The organism is Methanofollis liminatans DSM 4140 (assembly GCF_000275865.1).
GTDB lineage: Archaea > Halobacteriota > Methanomicrobia > Methanomicrobiales > Methanofollaceae > Methanofollis > Methanofollis liminatans.
In genome coordinates this window covers 141,324-166,420 of the sequence record NZ_CM001555.1, presented here as the reverse complement: position 1 = coordinate 166,420, position 25,097 = coordinate 141,324, and the positions used below count along the sequence as shown (strand labels likewise).

General features: G+C 67.3%; 21 protein-coding genes. 8 read left to right on the top strand and 13 right to left on the bottom strand.

The window, feature by feature from the left end; genetic code table 11:
- Window positions 1-2: 2 nt before the first annotated feature.
- The 4 genes from METLI_RS00790 to METLI_RS00775 all read right to left on the bottom strand — a co-directional run bounded on the left by METLI_RS00790 (window position 3) and on the right by METLI_RS00775 (window position 4,537).
- Window positions 3-2,756 (bottom strand): hypothetical protein, encoded by a 2,754-nt coding sequence (locus METLI_RS00790; protein WP_004037141.1) that lies wholly within the window; start codon window positions 2,754-2,756, stop codon window positions 3-5.
- Entirely contained in the window at window positions 2,753-3,052 is a 300-nt protein-coding gene (locus METLI_RS00785) for a hypothetical protein (RefSeq protein ID WP_004037140.1), read from the bottom strand. Before METLI_RS00785 ends, METLI_RS00790 begins: the two co-directional genes overlap by 4 nt.
- Window positions 3,049-3,330 (bottom strand): hypothetical protein, encoded by a 282-nt coding sequence (locus METLI_RS12610; RefSeq protein ID WP_245529379.1) that lies wholly within the window; start codon window positions 3,328-3,330, stop codon window positions 3,049-3,051. The genes METLI_RS00785 and METLI_RS12610 overlap by 4 nt, the downstream gene beginning before the upstream one ends.
- Before the next feature lie 283 nt (window positions 3,331-3,613).
- On the bottom strand, window positions 3,614-4,537 hold the full coding sequence (locus tag METLI_RS00775) for a DNA adenine methylase (RefSeq protein WP_004037138.1): 924 nt from the start codon (window positions 4,535-4,537) through the stop codon (window positions 3,614-3,616).
- A gap of 278 nt (window positions 4,538-4,815) precedes the next feature.
- On the opposite strand from METLI_RS00775, the gene METLI_RS00770 reads away from it, so the two are divergent.
- Window positions 4,816-5,784, top strand: a complete 969-nt coding sequence (locus METLI_RS00770; RefSeq protein WP_004037137.1) for a sensor histidine kinase — start codon at window positions 4,816-4,818, stop codon at window positions 5,782-5,784.
- Window positions 5,785-6,021 (top strand): hypothetical protein, encoded by a 237-nt coding sequence (locus tag METLI_RS00765; RefSeq protein WP_004037136.1) that lies wholly within the window; start codon window positions 5,785-5,787, stop codon window positions 6,019-6,021.
- Between the two features lie 8 nt (window positions 6,022-6,029).
- Here the strand turns inward: METLI_RS00765 and METLI_RS00760 are convergent, their stop codons facing one another.
- The 7 genes from METLI_RS00760 to METLI_RS00730 form a co-directional block, all read right to left on the bottom strand.
- Window positions 6,030-6,806, bottom strand: a complete 777-nt coding sequence (locus tag METLI_RS00760) for a 4Fe-4S binding protein (RefSeq protein ID WP_004037135.1) — start codon at window positions 6,804-6,806, stop codon at window positions 6,030-6,032.
- 40 nt (window positions 6,807-6,846) lie between these two features.
- Window positions 6,847-8,691 (bottom strand): Nramp family divalent metal transporter, encoded by a 1,845-nt coding sequence (locus tag METLI_RS00755; protein ID WP_004037134.1) that lies wholly within the window; start codon window positions 8,689-8,691, stop codon window positions 6,847-6,849.
- 55 nt (window positions 8,692-8,746) lie between these two features.
- On the bottom strand, window positions 8,747-10,009 hold the full coding sequence (locus METLI_RS00750) for a uracil-xanthine permease family protein (protein ID WP_245529378.1): 1,263 nt from the start codon (window positions 10,007-10,009) through the stop codon (window positions 8,747-8,749).
- Window positions 10,010-10,032: 23 nt separating this feature from the next.
- Window positions 10,033-10,623, bottom strand: coding sequence for an HD domain-containing protein (locus tag METLI_RS00745; RefSeq protein ID WP_004037132.1), 591 nt, complete (start codon window positions 10,621-10,623; stop codon window positions 10,033-10,035).
- Window positions 10,610-12,382: a CHAD domain-containing protein gene (locus METLI_RS12290; RefSeq protein ID WP_004037131.1), complete on the bottom strand. Its 1,773-nt coding sequence runs from the start codon at window positions 12,380-12,382 to the stop codon at window positions 10,610-10,612. The genes METLI_RS00745 and METLI_RS12290 overlap by 14 nt, the downstream gene beginning before the upstream one ends.
- Window positions 12,369-14,474 carry a polyphosphate kinase 1 gene (gene ppk1, locus METLI_RS00735; protein ID WP_004037130.1) on the bottom strand — a complete coding sequence of 702 codons (2,106 nt, stop codon included), beginning with the start codon at window positions 14,472-14,474 and terminating at the stop codon, window positions 12,369-12,371. Before ppk1 ends, METLI_RS12290 begins: the two co-directional genes overlap by 14 nt.
- Window positions 14,475-14,557: 83 nt before the next feature.
- A complete protein-coding gene (locus METLI_RS00730) occupies window positions 14,558-15,583 on the bottom strand; it encodes an acyltransferase family protein (RefSeq protein ID WP_245529377.1) in 1,026 nt (341 codons plus the stop codon).
- A gap of 82 nt (window positions 15,584-15,665) precedes the next feature.
- Here METLI_RS00730 and METLI_RS00725 point away from each other — a divergent pair, with 82 nt between their 5' ends.
- The 6 genes from METLI_RS00725 (at window position 15,666) to METLI_RS00700 (ending at window position 22,970) form a co-directional block, all read left to right on the top strand.
- Window positions 15,666-16,685, top strand: a complete 1,020-nt coding sequence (locus METLI_RS00725) for a type II glyceraldehyde-3-phosphate dehydrogenase (RefSeq protein ID WP_004037128.1) — start codon at window positions 15,666-15,668, stop codon at window positions 16,683-16,685.
- A gap of 36 nt (window positions 16,686-16,721) precedes the next feature.
- Window positions 16,722-17,663 carry a tyrosine--tRNA ligase gene (locus tag METLI_RS00720; protein ID WP_004037127.1) on the top strand — a complete coding sequence of 314 codons (942 nt, stop codon included), beginning with the start codon at window positions 16,722-16,724 and terminating at the stop codon, window positions 17,661-17,663.
- Between the two features lie 8 nt (window positions 17,664-17,671).
- On the top strand, window positions 17,672-18,463 hold the full coding sequence (locus METLI_RS00715; RefSeq protein WP_004037126.1) for a serine protein kinase RIO: 792 nt from the start codon (window positions 17,672-17,674) through the stop codon (window positions 18,461-18,463).
- A gap of 6 nt (window positions 18,464-18,469) precedes the next feature.
- Window positions 18,470-19,009 carry a KH domain-containing protein gene (locus tag METLI_RS00710; protein ID WP_004037125.1) on the top strand — a complete coding sequence of 180 codons (540 nt, stop codon included), beginning with the start codon at window positions 18,470-18,472 and terminating at the stop codon, window positions 19,007-19,009.
- A 108-nt stretch (window positions 19,010-19,117) separates the two neighbouring features.
- A complete protein-coding gene (locus METLI_RS00705; protein ID WP_004037124.1) occupies window positions 19,118-21,298 on the top strand; it encodes an ATP-dependent DNA helicase in 2,181 nt (726 codons plus the stop codon).
- A gap of 133 nt (window positions 21,299-21,431) precedes the next feature.
- Window positions 21,432-22,970 carry a flippase gene (locus METLI_RS00700; protein WP_004037123.1) on the top strand — a complete coding sequence of 513 codons (1,539 nt, stop codon included), beginning with the start codon at window positions 21,432-21,434 and terminating at the stop codon, window positions 22,968-22,970.
- Window positions 22,971-22,976: 6 nt separating this feature from the next.
- Here the strand turns inward: METLI_RS00700 and METLI_RS00695 are convergent, their stop codons facing one another.
- Both METLI_RS00695 and METLI_RS00690 read right to left on the bottom strand, forming a co-directional pair.
- Window positions 22,977-23,954, bottom strand: a complete 978-nt coding sequence (locus METLI_RS00695) for a GNAT family N-acetyltransferase (RefSeq protein ID WP_004037122.1) — start codon at window positions 23,952-23,954, stop codon at window positions 22,977-22,979.
- Window positions 23,955-23,956: 2 nt separating this feature from the next.
- A complete protein-coding gene (locus METLI_RS00690; RefSeq protein WP_004037121.1) occupies window positions 23,957-25,096 on the bottom strand; it encodes a DegT/DnrJ/EryC1/StrS family aminotransferase in 1,140 nt (379 codons plus the stop codon).
- Window position 25,097: the final 1 nt, after the last annotated feature.

Sequence of the window (25,097 nt, the reverse complement as noted above, 5' to 3'; positions counted from 1 at the left end):
AATCACCCCACCCCCTCCCCCGCATTCCACGCCCGGACCAATCGCCCATAACACCCCTCGCACAACCGCACCCGCCCGTCAGCCGACCGAAACACCGCCCGCCCCTCCCCGCATCCCGTGCAGCGCCCCAGAGCGGTCGAGACGCGGGCGAACTCCCGGTGGTCCAGGACGCCCGGCAGGGACTCTTGCAGCACAGGCCCGATCTTTCCAGCTCTTTTCAGCACGTTGCAGCAGGCGCCGTCACCCACAGGAGGGGAAATTGGCGCCTGATCCAGATTTTCGGCACGGGCATCAGATATACCGGGATCGTTTGCAGCATTCCGGGGATCGCACCCACACCCACCCACACCCGCACCAGAACCGACAGGGGTGTGTGTGTTCGTGATCTGCTGTACTTTCGTACTGAGAGATAGACGCGTCTCTCTGTCTGTACTGTTACTGTCAGAACGGAGGCGTTTCCCGGCCTTTCGATCCTCGCGGTCGGTGTTGCAATGCTGCTGAAAACCTGCTGCAATGCTGCAAGGATCGCCGCCCCCGGGACCGTCGTCCCGGTCCCCGCCCCCATCGATCCACACCGCCGCACCGCGTGCCCACCGCCGGTACCTCTCCGGGTCGAAGGAGAAGATGTGCTGCCGGCGGCGGACCGCGTAGCCTTCCCCCTCATCCAGGACTGTTGCGTCCACGTAACTCACCGCCGGGCACTTCTCCAGGAGGCCCGAGTACGTCTCCCCGCGGCTCATGTAGCCGTGGAGGATCCGGCGGGTCTGGTGGTACGACAGCCCGAGCGCCTCCTGGAGCATTTTGACCGTGAACTCCGCCCACCCCATCGCCGCCACCGTCTCCAGGGCCGCCGCCTCGTTCTTCGTCAGCTTCGTCTCCTGCCCGCCGGCCGTCCCGTTCAGGCTGCCGTAGAGCCGGGCCGCCGCGGCGAAATCCTCCGGGGACGCGAGCACCCGGCCCTCACCGTCGCGCTCCCGCTGGAGGAAGAAAAGGCGGGCGCGACACTTGATCAGGTCGAAGAGCATGCCGGGGTTCCGGCGGTTCTGCGCCGCCGAGAAGTGGATGGCCCTCGCAAACGGGATGCGGACCGGCAGGACCTCTTCCCTGACCGCCTCCCAGAGCGCCCGGGCGGTGAGCACGTCCTCGTCCTCTCCCAAAGACGGCCCGACCGCCTCCGCCTCCTTCATGTGGGCGAGCACCCGCTCGTCCTGCTCTCGCGAATCGTCGATCCAGACCGTGAGCATCCGGTTCATCACCTGGTCGTCGCCCGGGTCCTCGACCTTCGCGAGCCACCAGACGCAGCGTTCGGGGATCCGGCAGACCTGGAGTTTCCGGTCGGCGGTGACGGTGCGGTGCTCGATCGGCTCCCTGAAGTTCGCGGTGGCGGATTTGAGGACCTCCTGCAGGTCGTCGGAGAGGGAGACGTCGTCGAAGAGGAGGACGGTGCCGGGCTGCAGGCTGTCGTGGTAGTAGAGCGCCTTGTTCGAGACGGTGCCCGTGAGCCTGGCCGTCTCCGGGAGGAGGGCGAGCATCGCCGTGCAGGCGTGACTCTTCCCCTTCCCGGAGTTGCCCGAGATGGCGACGTGCAGCCCGTTCGTGTTCTCCACCGACTGCGAGGCGACCGAGATCGCCAGGCACTCGGCGACGGTGCGGTCGCCCACGTGCTCCCGGTTGAAGGTGTCCAGGAGGAAGGCGAGGGGGTCGCCGCGGGCGAGGATCTCCATCGCCCGCTCCCTGGCGGCAGGGTCGGGCGAAGGGGGAGGAGGAGGAGGGGGCGGCACCTCCTCCTTCTTCTTCTCGTGCCGCGCCCGCATCTCGGGCCAGCGCTGCACCCCGCCGCCGCAGCTGGCGTGGTGGCACCCGGCATAGACCGCTCCCGAGGGGAACTGGATCGCGAAGGCGCCGTCGCGGTGCGCCGTGGAGAACGGGCAGTCGTCCAGGACAAAGAGGGTGCCGCCCTGCCAGGGTTTTCTGCTCCGGACCGGGATCCCGTGCTCGGAGAGCCAGGCCGCAAGGTCGATCCCTTTCGAGGGCGGGGCCGGGGCGTCTTTCGGGAGGAGGGCGGCGATCTGCCCGAGGAGGTCGACCGGCACCGTCTCCACCTCCCCGGGCACCGAAAGGAGCCGCGCCCGCCGGTGCGGGCGTTCGGGGGTGTGGTCGCCCTTCCGTGAGCACGTCCCGTAGAGTTTCCAGATCCGGGCGGGGTTGAAGTTGGCGGTGTCCACGGTGACGTGCTCATCGGAGAACAACGCGTCGAGGGTGGCGAGCACCCCCCTGACCAGCCCCCCGTCGTCGTTTTCGAGGTCCACCCGGTAGAGCAGGTGCGCCCCGTTCCCTGAGTCGGCCCGGATCGGGGCGGGAAACCCCCGCTCAGAAAGCCAGAGGGCGATCTCGTCCGCTTTGCGCAATGCCGCCGCGTGCTCCTCCTCCGTGGACGAGACCCCGCTCGGCCTGACCGGGTCGAGGTCGATGGGAAGCCAGCGCCGGCGCACGATGTCGGCGTCGGCGGTGGTGGGATCGCTCCTGGTCAGCCGCATCTTCACCCGGTTTGCCCGCCGGGCGAGGAGGGCGGGCTTCACCTCGTTTAAGGTGACGTAGATCCCCCGCACCTCCGGGTCGGCGTCCAGGGCGGCCGCCGCCGCGGCGAGCCGTGAAAGATCGTCGAAGTAGCCCGAGTGCGTGAAGCGGTCGGCGAGCGCCCGCACCTCCACCACGTCCCCCTCCCGGAACAGGGCGGCGAGGGCAGCCCCGATCACGGGGATCCCCCCGGCACGAGCGGGAAGAGCGGCGCCGAGGCCGCCTCTCCCGTGACCACCCGGCGGAAGCTCACCAGGGGCACGATGAAGGGGCCCCTGGGCGTGAACACCTGCACCGCCCGGCCGGCGGCGTTCACGGCGGCGTGGCCGACGATCGCCGCCCCCTCCCCGGTCACCGGGACGGCCCGGCCGTAGAAGAGGAGGGCCCGCAGGTCCTCGGCGGCAATCCGGTAGCGCATCGACCCGATGAGCAGGTACAGGGCATCGTCCGAGCCCAGGCGGAGTGTGGCGTTCATGCCTCCTCCAGCCGCCTCACCACGGCGATCGCATAGCAGTGCCGCCCGGTCCGGCGGACAGAGATCTCGGAGATCACCCCGCCGAAGCGGCGGATCTCGCCGGCGATCGCCACCGGCACCAGGTACAGGGGCACCGGCTCCGCGGTGTTCGTCTCTCTCCTGCCGGCGGTCCTCCCTGAACATGTGTTGGCGCACGATTCAATCCGGGGGCTGCCGCATCTCTCCTTCTCAACCTCTCCCCGGTCGGTGGCCGGGGGGTCTGCATGGTTCTCTCTCATGGTTTTTTTCTCCGGTGCGAAACCGCCGCGGGGGGCGGCCCGCATCAAGAGATCGATCGGCGGGGGCCGATATAAATGAAAGCCGCGGGGGTTGAAAGAGAATAATCATCGTATTTATGCGCTTCTTTACGGGGGAGAGGTGCAAATGTCTGCGGCGGCGGGGGGCGGATGGCCGCGGGGGGCGTCAGGGCGCATATCGTGGTTGGAAGAAGAAACAGGCGGCGCATACTGGCGAGAAGAGCGCATGCGCGCCGGCGGACCTTGCCCGGAAAAAAGGAGCCCTTCACCTGCCCGGATAGTTCGTGACGACGATCTCGGTGATCTCTCCCCGCCCTCTCGCGTCCGAGTTGATCATCCGCCGGGCCGGCACCCGCTCGATCGTGAACTTCGCGTAGAGGCGGTCGAAGAAATCGTCGTCCGGGTCGATGTTTTTCGGGTCGGAATTGCTCAGCATCGCCTTCGCCCCCCGCCGGTCGCACCGTGCGAAAAAGGCGGCGAGCCTCTCCTGCCCGGCGTCGTCGAATCCCCCCTTCGCATACCCGGTGAACGAGGCGGTGGCGCTCAGGGGGCGGTACGGGGGGTCGAAGTAGACGAAGGATTTTTCATCGATGTACCTGAGCGAGCGCTCGAAGTCGCCGTGATGGATCTCGGTGTTCTCCAGCGCCGCGGCGCAGGCCCGCAGCACCTCCGGGTACACGATCCGCGGGTTTTTGTAGCGCCCGAAGGGGGCGTTGAACGCCCCCCGGGAGTTCACCCGGAACAGACCGTTATAGCAGGTCCGATTCAGGAAGATCAGCCGGGCCGCCCGTGAGATCCACGCCTTCCCGTAGCGTTTGAAGGTGATATCCTGCTTCGTCCGGTTGAACTCGGTGCGGAGGGCGTAAAAATAATCCCGCCGCCCCTCGTCGTCGTGCGCCAGGAACTCGCCGGCGAGGCCGGAGAGGTCCTCGATGAGGGCGTCCACGTCCCTCTTGACGACGGTGTACGCGAGGACCAGTTCCTCGTTGACGTCGAAGATATGGCATTTCTCAAAGGGGAAGAGGGTATTGAAATGAAAAAACACCGCACCCCCGCCGACGAACGGCTCCACGAAGGTGGAGATTTCGCCGTCGGCCAGTCCCTCCGGGATCCGTCCGGTGAATGCATCGAGGAGCTGGGTCTTTCCGCCTGCCCACTTGAGAAACGGTCGTGCTTCGGCCTTCGCCATGGTAAATCTGCGCTCTGCTGGTTTTTTGAACCCAGGGTAGTTTGGTTTGAGAGAATTTAGCATTAGCGAACGGGGCCGGAGCCCGCCGGATAACTATAGAGGGACTATAGCCTATTTCGACAAGACATATACTTCCCCGCGATCATCTCTCCATCAGCACATCCAGGATAGAGTCACATGGAGTCAGGTCGTATGCAGATCCCGCGCCCGTCCCCCCGCGGACCGGCACCGTACAGGAGCCCTCTCGCAGAACAGCCAGGATACGGCAGGGTGAGCCGATGAGGCTCTCGATCAGGTCCAGGCTCGTCGCCGTCATGCTCGCCATCTCCCTCGTCCCGCTCTGCATCCTGGGCTGCGCCTCCCTCCAGGACGCCAACCGGCTCAGCACCGGGATCGCCGCCGAGGCCGAAGCGATCGGGGCGCTCTCCATCGACGAGAGCACCGGGGCCCTCACCGCCCTGGGCACCGAACTGGTCAGGACAAAGGCGACCGACGTCGCCCGCCAGGTGGAGATCTACCTCGCCGACCACCCCGACCTCACCCTGGCCGACCTCCAGGCCGACCCCGCCTTCCAGGCGATCGTCGTCCAGCCGGTCGGCAGGACCGGGTCCACGATGGCGATGGACGCCGACACCCTGGTGATCGCCTTCCACGAAAACCCCGGCGACGTCGGCGTCGACCTCCACGAGAGAAAAGAGACGAATCCGGCCTACTACAAACTCCTCCAGAGCGGGTGGGGCTACATCGACACCGCGGGCACCTTCGCCTGGGCCGACGAGAGCGGGAGCGTGCGGGACCGGTACGGCTATTTCGTCGTCGCCGGCGCCCCGACCGCCGACCACGTCTACCTCAGGGTCGGCGCCACCGTCTACCTCGACGAGTTCTCGGCGCCGGCCCGGGAGACACAGGCGCGAATCGAAGAGCGGCTCGCCGCCGCAAAGGCCGCCATCGCCGAGCAGACGGCCGCGATGTCGACGCAGAACACGATCCTGCTCCTCACCCTCGCCACGATGGGGGCGGCGGCGGCCGTCGCCTTCCTGGTCTCCGCCTCGATCACCGGCCCGATCAGGCGGCTCCGCGACCTCGCCGACCGGGTGAGCATGGGCGATATGGAGGAGACGGCGATCGAGATCAGGAACGAGGACGAGATCGGCGACCTCGCCGCCTCGTTCGGGCGGATGATCGTCAGCATGAAGTATTACATGGAGAAGGCGGCGTCCGCATCGGAACGCAGGGAGGAGGCGTAAATGGCAGAGCAGGAACGCTACCAGCGGATGGTCGTCAGCACCCTGGCCAGAAAACTCGGGCCGGCGGCGGCGGACTTCGCGCAGGACATGGCGGCCCGTGCCGGCCTGCGCTTCGCCGACCTCTCCCCCGCGAACGTCGAGGGCTTCGCCGCCAACGTGGAGACGCATGCGGTCAGGTACATCCCGGCCGCCGACGCCCGCTTCGTCGCCAACGTGATCAGGAAGCTGCAGGCCTGAAAGGGCCCTCAGCGCGAGCCGTACGAGCGGACGTGCCCGGCCGCCCGCTCCAGGGCCCCGGCGTCCCGTTTCCCGTAGAGGTCGATATCCTCCCCGACCGGGCAGACCTTCACGCAGATCCCGCACGGCGAGAGGGAGCGTTTGCTCAGGCCGGCGCTGTTCTCGGCGCAGGCGCGCTTGTCGGTCAGCCCTTCGGGATAGTCCTCCCCGCCCAGGGCATGGACCGGGCACATCCGGACGCAGGCCATGCACCGGGTGCAGAGGTCCTCCTCGATCAGGGGGTCGGGCGGGAGGGCGGCGGCGGTGATCACCGAGCCGAAGCGGACCCGCGGTCCGTATTTCCGGGTCAGGAGCATGTTGTTCACCCCGAAGGTCCCGAGCCCGGCGAGGAGGGCGGCGTGGCGGTGGGAGAAGAAGGCGATCGGGCGTTCGAGGAGGACGTCGATCCCGCCGTAGCCGTCCCGCGGCACGGAGACCGAGGGGTGGCCCTCTTCGTTGAGGAACTCCGCAATCCGGTAGGTGTACTGGTCGAGGAGGGTGTTCACCGTCCGGTAGAGCTCGTGGTACCAGATCGACGGCGTCGTCTCGATCACCGGCAGGTGGATGGGCAGCCCGATCACGATCACCGACCGGGCGCCCGGGACGATCGCCTGCGGGAAGAACGCTTCGGGCATCCAGGGTTGAAACGGCGGTTCCTCCCACCGCCGCACGTCCGCCACCCCGACGAGGGGGATCTCCATCGCCCTGCACCTCTCGATGAGGGCCGCTTTCAGGTCACCGCTCATACGCGATTCCCTCGACGGCCTCCCGGATATAACGCACCGTTCAGTCGTCCCCTTCGGCGAGCCCCTGTTCCCGCATCACGTACAGGAAGAGCATCAGCCCGCAGGAGTTCGTCACGATCATCGGGAGAAGGGTCGTCCTGATCGTGGCGATCAGCACGTCGGGCGGCGCCTGCGTCAGCAGCGGGACGAGGACCACGATATGGACGACCTCGACGACGATCGAGAGGGCGACCATCCTGAGGTAGGTCGGCCGCCCCTTCCACCGCCGCGAGGCGTAGCCGGCGATGAGCCCGGCGGCGACCGGGGCCAGGGAGCAGGGGAGGGCCGTCCACCCGCCCAGGCCGTAGCGGTAGACGCCGCCGATCGCCCCGGCGCACGCCCCGACCAGGGGGCCGCCCAGGAGACCGGCGATCAGCGGCCCGAGGTCGCGGAAGTTGACGAGGTAGCCGCCGGCGTCGATCCCCCGCAGGGTGCCGTAGACCGAGAGCATGCCGAAGATCACGACGAGCCACACCCGGTCGGTGAGGGTGGCGCGCCACCGGATCACGTCCCGCATCGTCTTCGACTGGGCGACGAGATAGATGACGATCGTCACCACGGCGATCCGCTCCATCAGGGGGATGCCGTATTCCAGGATCGTCTCCTCCCGCAGCAGGGCCACGGCCAGGAAGAGCAGGCTCCCGGCCGCCATCACGACGAGCCAGAGGTTCGAGCCGCGGGCATAGGCCGGGAGCCTGCCGTCCACGTAGATGAGGAGGAAACCCATCACGCCGAACATGATCGAGGAGGCGGACGAGACCGCCCTGATCACCGCCGCCGGGTCGTCGATGCGGGTGGCGACGAGGATCAGCGCCGCAAAGACGAGGACGATGCCGCGGTAGACCGTCTTCTCGGAAAGAGCGGTCAGGACGGTGGAGCGGAGGATGGAGGTGATCGCCCCGGCCCGGCCCTGGATCCCGGCGGCGATCCCGCCGAAGAGGGTGAAGTAGCCGGTGACCAGGAAGACGACCATCGCGAAGGGCACGCCTTCGAGGACCGAGGCGAGGCTTTCCAGGAGATCCTCGCTGACGGCGTCGGGCACCGCCGCCGCGGCGCTGCCCAGGGCGAAGAACCCGAAGGCCGCAAGCCCGATCAGCACGAAGGCGAGGACGAGGTCGAGGTTGATGCTCTGCATGTGCGCCTTAAAATACGCCTCGCCGTGGCGGTCGCCGACTTTTTTGTGGAGCCAGAGCGAGTAGAGGAGGAGGTTGAGGCCCGACCCGACCGCACCCATCAGGGCCATCGTCTCAGGGAGGAGGTGGTCGTGGATCGCCGGGACGAACCCGGCCGCCACCTCCCCGAACGGGAGCGGGACGGCGACGAGGGTGTAGACGATCCCGGCGAAGAGGGCGAGGGCCATGGCGGCGGTGAGGCGCTCGAAGAGGGCGTACGAGCCCGAGAAGAGGAGGCAAAAGACCAGGGCGAGGGTGCAGATCGCAAAGAGGTCCGCGGAGAGGGCCGCCGGGAAGAGGGTGGAGAGGTAGATCCCGGCGATGACGGCGATCCCGCCGTAGGCGATCATCTCCATCATGTAGATGAGCATGACGAAGATCACCTCCCAGTTCTTCGGGCCGGGCACCGTTCGCAGGCCCTGGAAGATGTCCTGGCCGGTCGCCACCGTATAGCGGGCGATCCCCTTGGTGAAGGCGAACTTGAAGGCGAGCGCCGCCACCATGACCCAGAGGAGTTCGTAGCCGTATTCGGTGCCGCCGGGGAGGAGTTCGGCGATCCCGCTCTCCCCGCTCACGGTGACGGCCAGGAGGAGGCCCGGGCCCAGGAAAAAAAGGCGTTCCTTTAAGGAAGGGGGAAGGATGCCGGCGAGTATCCGGGAGAGGGGGGAGACCATTTCCTCTAATTATCCGGTTGGTGGCGGAAAAATCTGCTCTTTCGCTCCGGCCGGGTCACCGCGCCCCGGGCCCGGCCGGTTCGGGGATGAGGAGGTTGAGGACCACGCCGATGATCGCCGCAAGCCCGACCCCTGCCAGCTCGAACTCCCCGATCGGGATGCAAAGGCCCCCTATCCCGGTCACCAGCACAAGAGAGAGGATCACGGCGTTCTTCTGGACGCCCAGGTCGACCTGGTGCACGACCAGGTGTTTGATGCCCAGGCCTGCGATCAGGCCGAAGAGCAGGACCATCACCCCGCCCATCACCGGCGGGGGAATGCTCTGCAGCCCGGCCCCGATCTTCCCGACAAACGCAAAAACGATCGCGAAGACGGCGGCGACGGTCATGATCACCGGGCTGTACGCCCGGGTCAGCGTCACCGCCCCGGTCACCTCGGAGTAGGTGGTGTTGGGCGGTCCGCCGACAAACGAGGCGGCGAGGGTCGCAATCCCGTCCCCGAGCATCGTCCGGTGGATCCCGGGGTCCTTTAAGTAGTCCTTGCCGGTCACCGACCCGATGGCAAGGATGTCGCCGAAGTGCTCGATCGCCGGGGCGATGGCGACCGGGACGATGAAGAGGACCGCCGCGGGGTTCCACGCGGGAAAGACGAAGGCGGGGACGGAGAACCATGCGGCCCCGGCGATGCCCGCGTAGTCGACGACGCCCAGGGCGGCGGATACCGCGTAGCCTGCGGCGATCCCGACGAGGATCGGGACGAGCCCGATCCAGCTCCTCCCGAAGAGAAACGCCAGCAGGGTTGCAAGGAGCGAGACGCCGGCGATGAACAGGGCCGTCTCTGCCGGGACGACCTGCAGGCCGCCTGACCGCCCGAGCGCCATGCCCACCGCACTCGGGGCGAGGGAGAGGCCGATGACGCAGATCACCGGGCCGACCACGACCGGCGGGAAGAGCCTGGTGACGACCCCGCTGCCGAAGACCCTGACGACAAAACTCAGCGCAACGTAGAGCAGACCCGAGGCGGCGAGGCCGCAGAGGGTGCCGGGCACGCCCCAGGCCGCAACGCCGTAGGTGATCGCCGGGACGAAGGCGAACGAGGAGGCGAGAAAGATCGGCACCTTCATCCCGGTCGCCGCCTGGAAGATCAGCGTCCCGATGCCGGCGGTACAGAGGGCGACGCCCGGGTCAAGCCCCGTAAGGAGGGGGACGAGGACGAGGGCGCCGAAGGCGACGAAGAGGATCTGGACGCCCTGAAATAGAGTCTTAAAACCAGCAAAAACGTCTCCGGCGTCCATGAACCTCTCCAGGTGCTTCTTCACTGGACGTTGCGCGTGCGCCGGAGTTATACCTGCCCATTTTGTTCGCGGGGGCGGACCACCAGGTCTCTCCGGTAGATCGCCCTGAAGAGGTCGCCCTTCTTCTCGGCCGCCCGCACCTCGGCGTCCACGGGCCCGCAGGGGGTCAGGGCGACCGTCACCGCCTCCTCCCCGAGGGTGCAGGCGAGACCGGCGACGGCCCCGGCGTGCCCGACGTCCAGGCCGTCGGCGACCCTGAGGATCGCCGCGAGGGCGGAGACGGTCGCCTGGTCTTCCGGGGAGAGGGCGGCAAAGAGGGGGTGCTTTCTCGCGGGGAGGGCGCGGCGGTGGTACCGGGCGACCAGGGCGACGAGGGTGCGCTCCTCGTCGCTGAAGGGGAGGGTCTTATCCTCCAGGACCATCAGGCAGGAGCGTTTGTGGTGCCCCTGCACCCCGCCGACCCACCCGATGTCGTGGAGGAGGGCGGCGGAGGAGAGGACCTCCCGCTCCGCCTCGCCCAGGCGGTGGAGGGGGGCGAGGGCGTCGAAGAGGAGGAGAGATAAACGCTCCACCTGGCGGGCGTGCGGGGGATCGGGGTCGTAGCGGGCCGCAAAGGCGGCGACCTCATCCCTCTTCATGGTCCTCCTCGACCGTGCAGGAGACCGAGACCTCCCCGCCGTCCAGGGCGTCGAGGGGCCGCCCCTCCAGGAAGATCCGGGCGAAAGAGGGCGGGAGGCCCGCCTCGAGGACGGCGGCGACCGTGCGCTCGACGTCGTAGGGCACCCGGAGGTGGCAGACCGAGAAGGGGCTGGTCTGGAGGAGGGCGTAGCACGCCCGCGGGTCGCCGTCGTCCGGGCGGCCCACGCTCCCGGTGTTCACGAACCAGACCCCGCCGACCTCCCGCGCCGACGGGCGGTGGGCATGGCCCGAGACGATCACGTCGGCCGAAGCGGTCCGGGCGATCGCCGCCAGGCGGGAGGCCGGGGTGTCGGCGTCGAGGTACTCGTCGATCGCCTCCGGGCTGCCGTGGCAGAGGAGGATGCGGCGGCTGCCCGGGGCGAGGCGGCGGTGCTCGGGGAGGGAGGCGAGGGAGGACCGCCCCTCCTTCGAGAGATGCTCGTACGCCCAGCGGACGGCGAGGCGCTTCTCCGGGTCCTTCGGGAGGGCTTTTTTCTTCCCGCCGGCGGCGAGCACCTGGCGGTCGTAGTTGCCGACCACCGAGAGCACCCCCTGCTCCCTGAGGTACGCGACCGTCTCCTCGGGGAAGGGGCCGTAGCCGACGGCGTCCCCGGCGTCCAGGACGGCGATCGCCCCGCGCTCGCGGGCGTCCCTGAGCACCGCCTCGAGGGCCGGGAGGTTGGCGTGGACGTCGCCGATCAGGGCGATCGTCACCGGTTTGCCGCCGCCGATCGCATCGCCGAGCCCGTCCCAGGAGCCGCTCCTCCCGAGATCGGCCCAGTACGCGGCGAAATCGTCGAAGAGCGCCCGGCGCCGCGCCATCCGCTCCTCCCTGAGGCGGAGGATGCCGGGCTCGATCGCGGCCATCGCCCCCTCGTGCCCGAAATAGGTGCGGCACCGCTCCCGCTCCTCCTCCAGGAAACCGGGGAGGAACGCCGCCCAGACGTCGCAGTCGTGGATGTCGCCGAGGTAGTCCTGGAGTTTTTTGAGGGCGGCGATCTCGCTCTTCAGCTCCCCGGGATAGAGGGGGGCGAAGGTCTCCATCGTATAGCGGAGACGCTTTGCGGCGATCCGCATCGCATGGTGCTCTTTCTCCGCCGCCGGGTCGGCGACTGAGGCGGCGTGCGAGAAGAGGTCGTCCAGGCAGAGGGAGATGTGGACGAACGCCTGCTCGAGAGCGTAGGGCGAACGGACGTCGGCGCCCGCCATCCGCTCCCGGCAGGCCGCCGCGATCGCCCCGGCGGTGCCGGCCGCCTCCAGGTCGTCCATCGCCGCCGCCACGGCCGGCTGGAGGGCCGCCCTCCTCTGCGAGAGCCGCAGGAGGAGGCACTCGACGCCGGTGCGGAGGGGCGCGGCCGGGGCCGCCGCCCCACCCGCCTCCGCAGAAAAATGCAGGCCGAAACGAGGCTCCCCCTCTGCCGGGACCGTCGCCAGGTACGAACGCAGGAAGGCGATCTGGACGTCGGCGTCCCGTGCCGCCCCCAGGGCGCGGGTCACCTCCCTGATCTCCCGCCGCCACCGCCGGTACGCACCTCTCCCGAAACATTCGGCGAAGATCGGGAGGGCCGCCCGCAGCCGCCTGGAGGCGACCCGCATCCGGTGGATGTGCTCGATATCGGCGGCCGCCCTGACGCCGTCGGCCTCGGCGGCAAGGTGTTCGGCATATGTCCCCAGGACCCCCGAGCCGAAGCGGCAGTATTCGGGGTCAGGTCCTGCCATGCCAGACCCCCCTGTTCGCGATCAGCCAGTCCTGCGAGGAGAGCGGTTCGATCTCCCCGCCGGGCCGGGCGCGGAGATAGGTGCCGTCGGGACAGAGCCAGCGCCCCTTCACCGTGTCGGCGAAATGGACGTCGAAGATCCGCTTCACCTCACGGGCGAGCGAGGGGTCCGGCACCGGGAAGAGCACCTCGACCCGCCGCTTCAGGTTCCGCGGCATCATGTCGGCGCTGCCCAGGAGCACCTCGGGCTCGCCGCCGTTGTGGAAGTAATAGATCCGGGCGTGCTCCAGGAACCGCCCGACGATCGAGAGGACGCGGATGTTCTCCGAGACGCCGGGCACGCCGGGCCGCAGGGCGCAGAGGCCCCGGACGTTCAGGTCCACCCGCACGCCGGCGCGCGAGGCGCGGTAGAGCGCCCTGATCACGTCCCTGTCCAGGAGGCCGTTCATCTTCCAGGCAATATAACCGTCGCCGTGCGCCTGGTGCCGCTCGATCTCCCGGTTGATCCGGGCGACGATCCCGTCCCTGAGGTAGTCAGGGGCGACCAGGAGCCGTTTGTAGCCGGGCGGGCGGGCGTAGCCGGTGAGGGCGTTGAAGAGGCGGCTCGCGTCGTCGGCGATCGCGGGATCGACCGTCATATACGAGAGGTCGCCGTAGATGCGGGTCGTCACCGGGTTGTAGTTGCCCGAGCCGAGATGGACGATCCGCAGGATCCCGTTGTCGTGGCGCATGACGATCAGGCAGATCTTCGCGTGCACCTTCAGGTGCGGGTGGCCCAGGACGACGTGGACCCCGGCCCGCTCCAGGGTCCGGGCCCAGGAGATGTTCTCGGTCTCGTCGAACTTCGCCTTCAGTTCGACGAGGACCGTCACCTGTTTGCCGTTCTTCCGGGCGGCGAGAAGGGCGTCGAGCACCGGCGAGTCCGCCCCGATCCGGTAGAGGGTGATCTTGATCGCCAGCACCGCCGGGTCGTCCGCGGCGTGGGAGAGGAACCTGACGAAGGCGGCGAAGCTGTCGTAGGGGTGGTAGAGGAGGAGGTCTTCCCGGCGCAGCCGTTCGGCCGCCGCCTCCGGGGGGTCGAGGAGGGGCGGGACGGCCGGCAGGAAGGGGGCGTCCCTGAGGTCGGGGCGGTCGAGGGCGTGGAGGCTCCAGAGGTCGGAGAGGGCGAGCGGGGCCGGGGAGCGATAGACCTGCTCCGGGAGAAGCCCGGTGTGCGGGGCAAGGAAGGAGACGAGATCGGCGGGCATATCGGCGGCGACCTCCAGGCGGACGGCGTCGGCGGTGCGGCGGTGGGCGACGCCCTCCTCGACGGCGGTGAGGAGGTCGGAGCCCTCCTCGATCTGGACCTCGATCTCGGCGTCGCGCGTCACCCTGAAGGCCCAGGCCCCGGCGATCTCCATCCCCGGAAAGAGGAGGTCGAGGTTCGCCGCCACCAGGTCTTCGAGGAGGACGAAGGAGCGGGCGTCCACCGGGTAGAACCGGCCGAAGAGCCCGACCGGCACCTTCACCCTGGCGAAGCGGGATGAGCAGTCGCCGTCCCTGACGACGACCGCGAGGGAGAGGGCCAGGCTCGAGATGAAGGGGAAGGGACGGGCGGCGTCGAAGGCCATCGGGGTGAGGGTGGGGAGGATGGAGGTCTCGAAGATCTGCCGCAGGGCCGCCCGCAGAGAGGGGTCGAGGTCGGCCACCCGGTCGATCGCGATCCCGGCGTCCCTGAGGGCCGGGAGGAGGGCGTCCTCCCAGCAGTGCGCATAGGCCGGGTAGAGGGAGCGGACTTCGGTGCGGATGGCGGCGAGCTGCTCTCCCGGCGTCATCCCGTCGGGCGGGGTCTCGAGGGCCCCCTCCTCGACCTGCCGCAAAAGCCCGGAGACCCGGGCCATGAAGAACTCGTCGAGGTTGCTCCCGCAGATGGCGAGGAACTTCAGCCGCTCGAGGAGGGGGTGGGCGGGGTCCTGCGCCTCCTCGAGCACCCGGCGGTTGAACGAGAGCCACGAGAGTTCCCGGTTGATATAGAGCCCTGGAGCGTCGAGGTCCAGGAGATCGCACCCCTCCTTCTCGCTGTTCATGGCATGTGCATCGTCCGGCCCGATCATCACGGTAGGATCACGACATCCTCCTTAAAAAAATATTCCTCCCACTATATAATATTGAGAGACAATAGACTCGATATACGCCCTCAGTCCGGGGAGAAAAGCGCCGATCGCACCGATTTGAGATCGACCTGTTTGAGCCCGAGCGCCCGCTTCTCGATGAGGTTCCAGGAGAGATAGGCGAAGGGGAAGGTGATCCCGATCGAGAGGAGGCAGAAGAGCCAGAGGGGCAGAGAGGGCCCGAGGAAGAGGACGATCGCCTGCTGGACCGGGTAGGCGTAGATGTACACCCCGTAGCTGAAGTCCCCGTGCGTCCCGAAGCGGTTGAGGGCCGGCACCTGGAGGCCGGCGAACCAGAGGACGATGTAGGGTATGGCGACCAGGGCGAGGAACGAGCAGAGGGGCGTGCCGGCGGCGGCGACCAGGGCGAGGGCGAGGAAGAAGGCGGTCGGGCCGTCGTAGCGGAGGTGCGGGTGGTGGATAGAGAGGTAGGCCCCGATCAGGAAGTAGAGGGTGAACCTGACCTTCGAGAGGGCGGGGTCGTGGTAGAGGGCGAGCCAGAGGAGGAGGTTGGCGGCGATCAGGACGAGGAGGGCGGACCGCTTCCTGAGCACCCCGAGGAGGCCGAGGGCGACGACCAGGACGTACATCGTGCACTCCACCGGGATCGTCCAGAGGGAGGCGTTCACGAACGAGACCGGGTTTGCGACGAAGAGCCCGAGGGCCGATCCGTCCTCGAAGAAGGGGAGGGTGGCGACCGCCCCCGAGAACAGGGCGGAAAAATATCCTTCGGGGGAGAGGGTGGTGGCGAGAGGGCCGATGAGAAAGAGGGTGAAGAGGACGGCGCCGACCAGGCCGGGAAGCACCCGGAGGGAGCGTTTCCAGAAGAAACGGGCGGCGTCCGGCTGAGCGAGCCAGCTCAACGGGATCAAATGGCCGCTGATCGTAAAGAGGGCGGCAAGGGCGGCGTAGCCGACCAGGAGGAGGGGGGCCGTGGCCGGCATGGCGGCGTAGCCGATCTGCAGGACATACGCATGGGAGACCACGATCACCAGGGCCGCCGCAAGGCGGATGAGATCGAAGTTGTTTCCATGCCGCGGGGGTGTCTGCATCGTCATCAGGGGATGGACGGCAGGGGATATAGACCTCACCGTCAGGAACCTTTATCTATTTCTGTTCTTACTGAAGCTCTACATGATCAAGGTAGCAATCAACGGATACGGCACCATCGGCAAGCGTGTCGCCGATGCGGTCGCTGCTCAGCCTGATATGGAAGTTGTCGGCGTCTCCAAGACCAAGCCGAGCGCCGAGGCCTACGTCGCCAGGCAACGCGGCTACCCGCTCTATATTGCCGAGATGAGCAAACGCCAGGCCTTCGAGGACGCCGGCCTCGAGATCGCCGGCGACGTCACCGATATGATCAAGCACGCCGACGTCGTGGTGGACGCCACGCCCGGCGGGATCGGGGAGAAGAACAAGAAGCTCTACGAGCTCTACGGCGTGAAGGCGATCTGGCAGGGCGGCGAGGACCACGAGGTCGCCGGGTTCTCGTTCTGCTCGTCCTGCAACTACAACGAGGCGAAGAACCGGCAGTTCGTGCGGGTCGTCTCCTGCAACACCACCGGGCTGTGCCGGATCATCCACGCGATGGACGAGCGCTACGGTGTCGGACGGGTGCGGGCGACGATGGTTCGCCGCGGCTCCGACCCCGGCGAGATCAAGAAGGGGCCGGTCGATGCGATCGTCCTCAACCCGGTGAAGGTGCCGAGCCACCACGGCCCTGACGTCCAGACCGTCCTGCCGCAGATCGACATCACCACGATGGCGATGATCGTCCCGACGACCTTCATGCACATGCACGCCCTCCAGATGGACCTGAAGTCCGACGCCACGAAGGAGGAGATCCTGGCGATCATCGAGGCGCACCCGCGGATGGGGCTGGTCAGGCCCGGCACCGGGATCACGAGCACGGCCGAACTGCGGGAGTACGCCCAGGACCTCGGGCGGCCGCGCGCCGACCTCTACGAGAGCGCCATCTTCGCCGACTCGATCGGCCTCGTGGGCCGGGAGCTCTTCCTCTTCCAGGCGATCCACCAGGAGGCGGACGTCGTCGTCGAGAACGTGGATGCGATCAGGGCGATGATGAACGCCGTCGACGAGGCCGCCGTCTCGATCGAGATGACGAACCGGGCGCTCGGGTTCACGGCGATCTAAGAAGGATTAATCCTGAACCCCGCCCAACTCTCTTTTATGGATCCATACTCCCTTGCCACGCGCAACACGGTAGAGATCGTCACCGACGAGGAGCTGCGGGCTCTCCTCGACCAGCCCGCCAGATCGGTCTATGCGGGCTACGAGCCCTCAGGAGAGATCCATCTCGGCCACCTGGTGACCGTGAACAAACTCATGGACCTGCAGAAGGCCGGGTTCGAGGTGACCGTCCTGCTCGCCGACCTTCATGCGTTCCTGAATCACAAGGGCACCCTCGACGAGGTCAGGGAGACCGCCGAGTACAACCGCCGCTGCTTCGAGGCCCTCGGCCTCAAGGGCGCAAAATACGTGATGGGCACCGACCTCCAGCTCCACCCGGACTACGAACTCCTGGTCCTGCAGCTCTCGCAGGAGGTGACCGTGAACCGGGCGAAGCGTTCGATGGACGAGGTCGGCCGCGGCATGGACCACCCGGCGGTATCGCAGATGGTCTACCCGATCATGCAGATGGCCGATATCGCCATGCTCGGCGTGGACGCCGCCGTCGGCGGGATCGACCAGCGGAAGATCCACATGCTCGCCCGCGAGCACCTCCCGGCGATGGGCTACCCCTCCCCGGTCTGCATCCACACCCCGATCCTCAACGGCCTGGACGGGAAGAAGATGTCCTCCTCGGCCGGAAACCTCATCTCGGTCGCCGACTCAGAGGACGATATCAGGGCGAAGATGAAGAAGGCCTTCTGCCCGCCCGAAGTCGAGGAGAACCCGGTGCTCCAGGTGCTGAAGTACCACATCTTCCCCCGCTTCGAGACGGTGAACCTCAGCCGGCCCGAGAAGTTCGGCGGCGACCTTGCGTTCGCCTCGTACGAGGCCGTCGAGGCCGCCTACGGCGCCGGAAAGGTCCACCCCCTCGACCTGAAGAAGATGACCGCAGACTATCTCGTCGAGATGCTCGCCGGCGTCCATGACGCCGTGGCGTGAGGACGATTATGGCAAAGGACAGGGAAGGTAAGGATTTCGACCGGAAGCTCGAGGAGATGGGCATCCGGATCAAAGACGAGAACACCCGCAAGGTGCGCGGGGAGGTCTTCGACGAGGAGACCCTCCTCGCCCTGTACCGCCTTGTCCACCGGAAGAAGATATCGGCGATCGGCGGCTCGATCTCCACCGGAAAAGAGGCGAACGTCTTTATCGGGGAGCGCGAGGGTGCGCCGGTGGCGATCAAGATCTACCGGATACGCAACGCCAACTTCAAGGCGATGGCCGAGTACATCCTCGGCGATCCGCGCTTCGCCTCGGTGCGCCGGAGCCGCAAGGAGATCGTCTTCACCTGGACGAAAAAGGAGTTCGCAAACCTGAGGCGCGCCCGGGAGGCCGGCGTCCCGGTCCCCGAACCCTATGCCTTCGAGCGCAACATCCTGATCATGGAGTTCATCGGGGAAGGCGACATTCCTGCCCAGCAGATCCGCTCGGTGGGCCTTTCCGACCCGGCGACGGCCTACCGTGCGGTGGTCGACGAGATCAAACGTCTCTACCAGGAGGCGCGGCTCGTCCACGGTGACCTGAGTGAATACAATATACTCTGGCAGGACAAACCCTATATCATCGATATGGGCCAGGCGGTCACCCGCGATCACCCGAACGCCGGCACCTTTCTGATCAGGGATATCAGGAACGTCAACCGGTTTTTCTCCGCCCTCTGCGAGGTCGAGGACGAGGAGGCGCTGATGCGCGAGGTAACCGGCGGGGCGATCAAACGGCTCGGTGATAGGGATCGGTGAAGAGAGATGATACAGGAAATCAGGATCGGGACAAACAGGGTGGGCTCCCTCATCGGAAAGGGTGGGCTTACCAAGAGGAAACTCGAAGAGAAGACCGGCGCCGCCATCACCATCGACAGCGAGGAAGGGCTGGTGAAGGTCGAGGGCGAGGACCCGGTGGGAGCGCTGCGGGCGGCAGAGGTCGTCACCGCAATCGGCCGGGGTTTCTCGCCGGAACGGGCCTTCATCCTCCTTGAGGATGACGACCTGGTCCTGGACGTGATCGATCTCTCCGGGATCGAGCCCTCGCCGCAGCAGCAGGAGCGCCTCCGCGGGCGGATCATCGGCAAGGCCGGACGGGCGCGCGAGCAGATCGAGAACATGGCCGGGATCGAGCTCTCGGTGCAGGGCAAGACCGTGGCGATGATCGGGCTGCCCGATCAGCTCAAGAACGCCCGCACCGCCATCGACATGCTGATCAACGGCGTTCCTCACGAGGCGGTATTCTCCTTCCTGGAGAAGAAGCGGCGCGAAGAGAAGGAAAATATCCTGGACTACTACTACTAGGGGCGTGCGCCGCACGGTTTCCGGTGGAGCAGGATATCCACTAAAAACTATATTTTGAGAAATTTATGGGCGCTTGCCGGATTTTCGAGTGGAAACAAAGGGGTTCATATGAAGGTAGCTGACCTTCCCCTCCCACAAACCCTTAAAACGCGCTATGCAGAGCGTGGGATCGAAAACCTCTACCCGCCCCAGGAGGCCTGCGTGGCCGCCGGGATCTTCGAGAAAAAAAACCTCCTCTGCGCCATCCCGACGGCGAGCGGCAAGACGATCGTCGCCGAGATGGTGATGCACCGCCATATCGCCGACGGCGGGAAGTGCCTGTACATCGTCCCGCTCAGGGCCCTCGCATCCGAGAAGTTCGAGGACTTCTCGGGAAAGGGGGCAAAGGTCGGGGTGGCGACCGGCGACCTCGACCGGCCCGACGCCTACCTGGGGAGAAACGATATCGTCGTCGCCACCTCGGAGAAGGTCGATTCGCTCCTGCGAAACGGCGCCCCCTGGCTTTCGAAGATCACCCTTCTCGTCGTGGACGAGTGCCACCTGATCGGTTCGCCCGACCGCGGGGCGACCCTGGAGATGGTGATCGCCAAACTCCTGATGAAAAATCCCGGCATGCAGGTGATCGCCCTCTCGGCGACGGTGGGCAACCCCGGCGCCATCGCCGGGTGGCTGAACGCCGCCCTCGTCACGAGCGAGTGGCGCCCGGTGGACCTGCGGGAGGGCGTCTATTTCGAGGGGGCGATCCATTTCGCCGAGCGGGAGGACCGCACCGTGGCCGGGAAGTCCCGGTACGACGACCTCAACCTGGTGCTGGACACCGTCGCCGAGGGCGGGCAGTGCCTGGTCTTCGTCTCCTCCCGGCGGAACGCCGAGGCGTTTGCGAAGCGGGCGGCCGGCGGGCTCAAACTCTCCGAGCCCGCCCTCGATACGGCGTCGGCGGCGATCGAGCACGAAGCGCAGACCGATCTCGGCCGCACCCTCGCCCTCTGCGTCAGGAACGGGGCGGCCTTCCACCACGCCGGCCTCTCCTCGGCAGAGCGCCATATCGTCGAGGAGGGGTTTCGGAACGGGTCGATCCGGGTGATCTCCTCCACGCCGACCCTCGCCGCCGGGCTCAACCTCCCGGCGCGAAGGGTGGTGATCCGCGACTACCTCCGCTTCGGCGACGGCGGGATGGCCCCGATCCCGGTGGGCGAGTACAAGCAGATGGCCGGGCGGGCCGGCCGACCGCACCTCGACCCGTACGGCGAGGCGGTGCTCATCGCGAAGACTGCCGATGCCGTAAACGACCTGTTTGAAAATTACATCGACGCCCCGCCCGAGGAGATCGCATCGCAGTGCAACGCCGAAAACGCCCTCCGCTCGCATGTCCTCTCCCTCATCGCCACGGCTTTTTGCCGCTCCCGCCCGGATGTGCTCGCCTTCATGGACCGGACCTTCTACGCCTACGAGCACCAGGGGCGCCGGTCCACGATCCACGAGACGATCGAGCGGGTGATCGACTGGCTCTGCGATAAGGAGATGGTCACGGCCCTCGGCGACCGGCTTGAGGCGACCGAGTACGGCACCCTGGTCTCCAGGCTCTATATCGACCCGCGGAGCGCCGAGACGATCGTCGACGCCCTCGCAAAGGCCCCGGACTTCGCCGATCTCGGGCTGCTCGAGACCCTCGCCAGAACGCCGGACATGCTCACCCTGTACCTGCGCAAAGACGACTACGAGGTCATTTACCGCTTCATCGACGAGCACATCGACGAACTCTGGACCGGGTTGCCCTATGGCGACGACGAGATGCAGGCCTTCTTCTGCAGCGTCAAGACGGCGATGCTGCTGTTGAACTGGTCCGAGGAGGTGACCGAGGCGATGATCTGCGAGCGCTTCAACGTGGGGCCGGGCGACATCCACAACAAGGTCGAGACGGCGGTCTGGCTCATCCACGCCGCCTCCCGCCTGGCCTCCCTCTTCAAACGGCCGTTCGCGCAACCGATCGCCGACCTGGAGATCAGGGTGAAGCACGGGATCAAAAAGGAGCTCCTCCCGCTCATCAAACTCCGCGGCATCGGCCGGGTCCGCGCTCGCCGCCTCTTCAACGCCGGCCTGACCACGCCCGAGGAGCTCAGGGCCGCCGGTATCGGGGCGCTCGTCCCCGTGCTGGGTGAGAAGACGGCCGCCTCGGTCCTCGCCCAGGTCGAGGGAAAAGGCGGCGGGAAGACCGCACCGCCGGAGAAGGACGAGGCCCCGCGGAGCCGCCAGGCGTTTCTCAGCGCCTTTTGCGGCGACGAGGAGTGAGAGGGTTCTTCGGGGGATATCGCGCTATAGGTCGCGAAAGGAGAGAGATTCGTTTTTTCGCAGCCGGGGCGTGAGCACCGGGGAGCACGCCGCCCCCTGCCAAAAAGTTTAAATATAGCCGCCTGGAGTTGGTGTGCAGGAAGCCGCGGGAAGGAGCAGAGCGGCGCCACACTCCTGCGAAGCTGACACAGGGGGAGAAACGATTCAGGAGGCGAAAAAATTTGTATTCGACGTCGGCTGGACGTTTTCCGGCCAGGTCGCCGCCCTCGGTCTCGGTTTTCTCCTCACGGTGATCCTGGGGCGCTGGCTCGGCGTCGCCGAGTACGGGCTCTACGCCCTCGCCCTCATCCTCACCACGCTCGTCTCGATGGTCGCCTGCCTGGGCATCCCGGAGGCGATGGTCAGGTACGTCGCCGGTTCGGGCGGCGACCGGGAGGCCGTGAACGCATCGGTCACGGTCGGCCTGATCAACGGCGCCGGGCTCGGGGTGGTGTTTGCCGGCGCCCTCTTCGTCTCCTCGGATCTCCTGGCCGCCCTCTTCTCGATGCCCGGTCTTGCCGGCGTGATCAGGATCGTCTCCCTCTCGGTCCCGCTCTTCGTCGTCAACAACATCCTGCTCGGCGTCCTCAACGGCATGCGGGAGATGAAGGCCCACTCCCTCCGCTCTCTCCTCCGCTCCCTCCTCCTGGTCGGCATGAACGTCCTCTTCCTCAGTGCGGGATGGGGCGTGACCGGCGCCGCCCTCTCGGTGGTGGTCGCCGAGGCCGGGATCCTCCTCCTGATGGCCTCGGTCGCCGGCGGCCGCCTGCAGTTCAGCACGCGGGACTACGCTGCGGTCAGCAGGCGCCTGCTGGCGTTCGGGTCCCGGGTCTTCCTGGCCAGCATCCTCTACTCGGCGATGATCTCCACCGACACCCTGATGGTGGGTTATTATCTCGACGACGCCGACGTCGGGGTCTACGCGATGGCGATCGCCCTGTCGCGCTCAATCCTCCTCGCCCTCCCGATGGCCGTCTCCGCCGTCACCTTCCCGGCGATCGCCGAGTACAGAAGCCTGGGGCGGACGGATGCGATCGAGGCCCTGATGAACCGGACCGTGAAATACACCCTGATGATCCTCTCGGTCGCCGGGGTGCTGATGATCTGCCTTGCCGGCGAGATCATCCCGGTGCTGATCGGCCCCGCCTTTCTCCCGGCCGTCCCGCCCCTCACGGTCCTCGCCCTCGCGATGATCGCCTTCGGGCCGATGGCGGCGATCGGGGCCGCCGTCACGGCGATGGACCGGCCCGACCTCTCCTCAAAGACCAACCTGGCGGTCACCGGGACGAACATCGCCGCAAACGCCGCCCTTATCCCGGTCTTCGGCGTCATGGGAGCGGCGATCGGGACGGCGGGCTCTTTCGTCCTTCTCGGCGGGATGCTCGTCGTTGTTCTGAAACGGGTCTTCGGGGTGGGGATCGACCTTGCGCCCTACCGCCAGGTCATACCGGCCGTGCTCGTCCTGCTGGGCGCCTTCTTCCTCCTTCGGGCCCTGGTCCACCCGGTGCCGCTGACCGTCCTCCTCGTCGGGCTCTATTGCTGCTTCCTCTACGCCGCCGTCCTGACCGGGGAGGAGAGGGGCGTCCTCAGGAGGGTGGGGGCGCTCGTCGCAGCCCGGGTGCCCGGGCACTAAAAACGCTCAGAGAAACGGGGAGAGGGGATAGCCCCTGAGATGCCACCAGAGATCCCCGATGCCGGAGAGGACGCGGTAATCCTCTGTCGGTATCTCCCGCGCCCCGAACCGCTCCTTGAAGTTCCGCACGCCTGAGAGCGGGCCGCTCGCCCCGAAGTTGATGCAGGAGAAACCGCGCTCGCAGGCGTCCTCGATCAGGTCAAAAAACATCAGATGGGTCGGGTAGAGATGCCGGGAGGCCATGGGCACGGCAAGACCCCAGCAGAAGATTGTATCGCCGTACTCGAGGGTGATCAGCCCGCCGACGGCCGTGCCCTCGTGCTCCGCGATCCGCAGGCGGACGTGCGGGGTGCCGCAGGCGCAGAGGTGCTCGAAGAGCGTCCAGGGAAACTCCGGGGCCCGGTAGCCCCACTCCCTCGACCGCTGCTCGTAGAGGGAGTAAAAGGATCGATATCCCTCGATCCCGTCGGGGTGACAGACGACGACCGAACGCTTCTCTGCGGTCCTGACCTGGCGCCTGATCTCCCGGTGGATAGCGGCGTGGAGGTCCTTGCACGGGCGGTCGAGGGAAAGCACATGCGCCGAGGTCCAGGCGTTACTGTTCCGCCGGATCACGCGATCGCCGTTCGCCGGGATCGTCGCCCCCGGCGGGAGATGCAGGGTGAGGCCGACCGAGCGCCCGCCGACGATGCTCCGGAAGATCCGGGAGAGGGCGTCGGGCGAGAGGTCTTCGGCCCCGAATACCCCGCCATAGCCGTGGGGCACCGAGGCGTACGCCCGGAAGGGGGCCGTCCTCTTCTCGACCATCGGGATGAGCACCTCGGCCCCGTCCACCTCGTAGATCCGCGTGGCGATCGTGTGGCCGAAGGTCTGCTGCAGGATCTCGGCCCACTCGGGCGTATGGAAGAAATAGGCGTGCCCGGAGGAGCGGAGGATCGAGGTCCACCTCTTCTTCGAGACCTGATCGTCCCATGCGACCTGCATGCCTACCTGCCCACCGCCGCCGCCAGGGCGTCCATCACGTACTCGACCGTGCGATCGTCCATGCCCGGGTACAGGGGGAGCGTGATCTCGCGCTCGCCGACATCCTCGGTCACCGGGAGAAGGCCCGCTCTTCCGCCGAAACGCCGCCGGTAATAGGAGAAGAGGTGGACGGGCCGGTAATGAACGCTCGTCTGGACGCCCGCCTCCTGCATCGCCGCCGCTACTCCCTCCCGCGGTAATTCCGTGGGGAGGAGGACAGGAAAGAGGTGGCAGGCAGAGCGGCCCGGCGCCCCTTCGAACGGGGACGAGAGCCCGGGCATCTCCCGGAGGCGCCGGCGGTAGCGCTCCACGATCTCCTCCCTGCGGGCGTTCGCCCGGTCCAGGTCCGCGAGGCCGGCAAGCCCGAGGGCCGATGCGACCTCGCCGATCCGGTAGTTGTAGCCGAGGTCCACGACATCGTACGCCCGGGCGTGGCCGCGGTGGCGGTCCCAGGTGAGGGTGGTCATCCCGTGGGAGCGCATCGTCCTGATCCGCCCGGCGTACGCCTCGTTGTCGGTGACGACCATCCCGCCTTCCCCGGTGGGGAGGTTCTTGTTCGCAAAAAAACTGAAGCACCCGATATCCCCGATGGTGCCGCACCGCCTGCCGGCATATGACGCTCCGACGGCGTGGGCGGCGTCCTCGATCACCGGGATGCCCCGCTCCTCAGCGATCTCCAGGATAGGCGCCATATCGCAGGGGTATCCGCCGTAATGCACCACGGTGATCGCCCGCGTCGCACGGGAGAGCGCCGGGGCGATGGTGTCGGCGGAGAGATTGAAGTCGTCGGTCCCGGCGACATCGGCGAAGACCGGGGTTGCCCCGCAATAGACGGCGGCGTTTGCGGTGGCGACGAAGGTGAGCGAGGGGGCGACCACCTCGTCCCCCTGACCGACCCCCGCGGCCAGGTGGGCCAGGTGCAGGGCGGCGGTCCCGCTGGAGACGGCAAACGCGTACGTCACCCCGAGGTAGTCGGCAAACGCCCGCTCGAACGCCTCGGTCACCGGCCCCATGGAGAGCCAGCCCGAGGCAAGGACCGCCGTCGCGGCCCTGAGCTCCTCCGCGGAAAGGGAGACGTCCGAGAGCGGGACCCTCCATCCCATG

Excerpts from the sequence above, each read along its gene's own strand:
- METLI_RS00785 (WP_004037140.1), bottom strand. The coding sequence starts at position 3,052 with ATGAACGCCACACTCCGCCTGGGCTCGGACGATGCCCTGTACCTGCTC.
- METLI_RS12610 (WP_245529379.1), bottom strand. The coding sequence starts at position 3,330 with ATGAGAGAGAACCATGCAGACCCCCCGGCCACCGACCGGGGAGAGGTT.
- METLI_RS00775 (WP_004037138.1), bottom strand. The coding sequence starts at position 4,537 with ATGGCGAAGGCCGAAGCACGACCGTTTCTCAAGTGGGCAGGCGGAAAG.
- METLI_RS00770 (WP_004037137.1), top strand. The coding sequence starts at position 4,816 with ATGAGGCTCTCGATCAGGTCCAGGCTCGTCGCCGTCATGCTCGCCATC.
- METLI_RS00765 (WP_004037136.1), top strand. The coding sequence starts at position 5,785 with ATGGCAGAGCAGGAACGCTACCAGCGGATGGTCGTCAGCACCCTGGCC.
- METLI_RS00760 (WP_004037135.1), bottom strand. The coding sequence starts at position 6,806 with ATGAGCGGTGACCTGAAAGCGGCCCTCATCGAGAGGTGCAGGGCGATG.
- METLI_RS00755 (WP_004037134.1), bottom strand. The coding sequence starts at position 8,691 with ATGGTCTCCCCCCTCTCCCGGATACTCGCCGGCATCCTTCCCCCTTCC.
- METLI_RS00745 (WP_004037132.1), bottom strand. The coding sequence starts at position 10,623 with ATGAAGAGGGATGAGGTCGCCGCCTTTGCGGCCCGCTACGACCCCGAT.
- METLI_RS12290 (WP_004037131.1), bottom strand. The coding sequence starts at position 12,382 with ATGGCAGGACCTGACCCCGAATACTGCCGCTTCGGCTCGGGGGTCCTG.
- ppk1 (WP_004037130.1), bottom strand. The coding sequence starts at position 14,474 with ATGATCGGGCCGGACGATGCACATGCCATGAACAGCGAGAAGGAGGGG.
- METLI_RS00730 (WP_245529377.1), bottom strand. The coding sequence starts at position 15,583 with ATGCAGACACCCCCGCGGCATGGAAACAACTTCGATCTCATCCGCCTT.
- METLI_RS00725 (WP_004037128.1), top strand. The coding sequence starts at position 15,666 with ATGATCAAGGTAGCAATCAACGGATACGGCACCATCGGCAAGCGTGTC.
- METLI_RS00720 (WP_004037127.1), top strand. The coding sequence starts at position 16,722 with ATGGATCCATACTCCCTTGCCACGCGCAACACGGTAGAGATCGTCACC.
- METLI_RS00715 (WP_004037126.1), top strand. The coding sequence starts at position 17,672 with ATGGCAAAGGACAGGGAAGGTAAGGATTTCGACCGGAAGCTCGAGGAG.
- METLI_RS00710 (WP_004037125.1), top strand. The coding sequence starts at position 18,470 with ATGATACAGGAAATCAGGATCGGGACAAACAGGGTGGGCTCCCTCATC.
- METLI_RS00705 (WP_004037124.1), top strand. The coding sequence starts at position 19,118 with ATGAAGGTAGCTGACCTTCCCCTCCCACAAACCCTTAAAACGCGCTAT.
- METLI_RS00695 (WP_004037122.1), bottom strand. The coding sequence starts at position 23,954 with ATGCAGGTCGCATGGGACGATCAGGTCTCGAAGAAGAGGTGGACCTCG.
- METLI_RS00690 (WP_004037121.1), bottom strand. The coding sequence starts at position 25,096 with ATGGGATGGAGGGTCCCGCTCTCGGACGTCTCCCTTTCCGCGGAGGAG.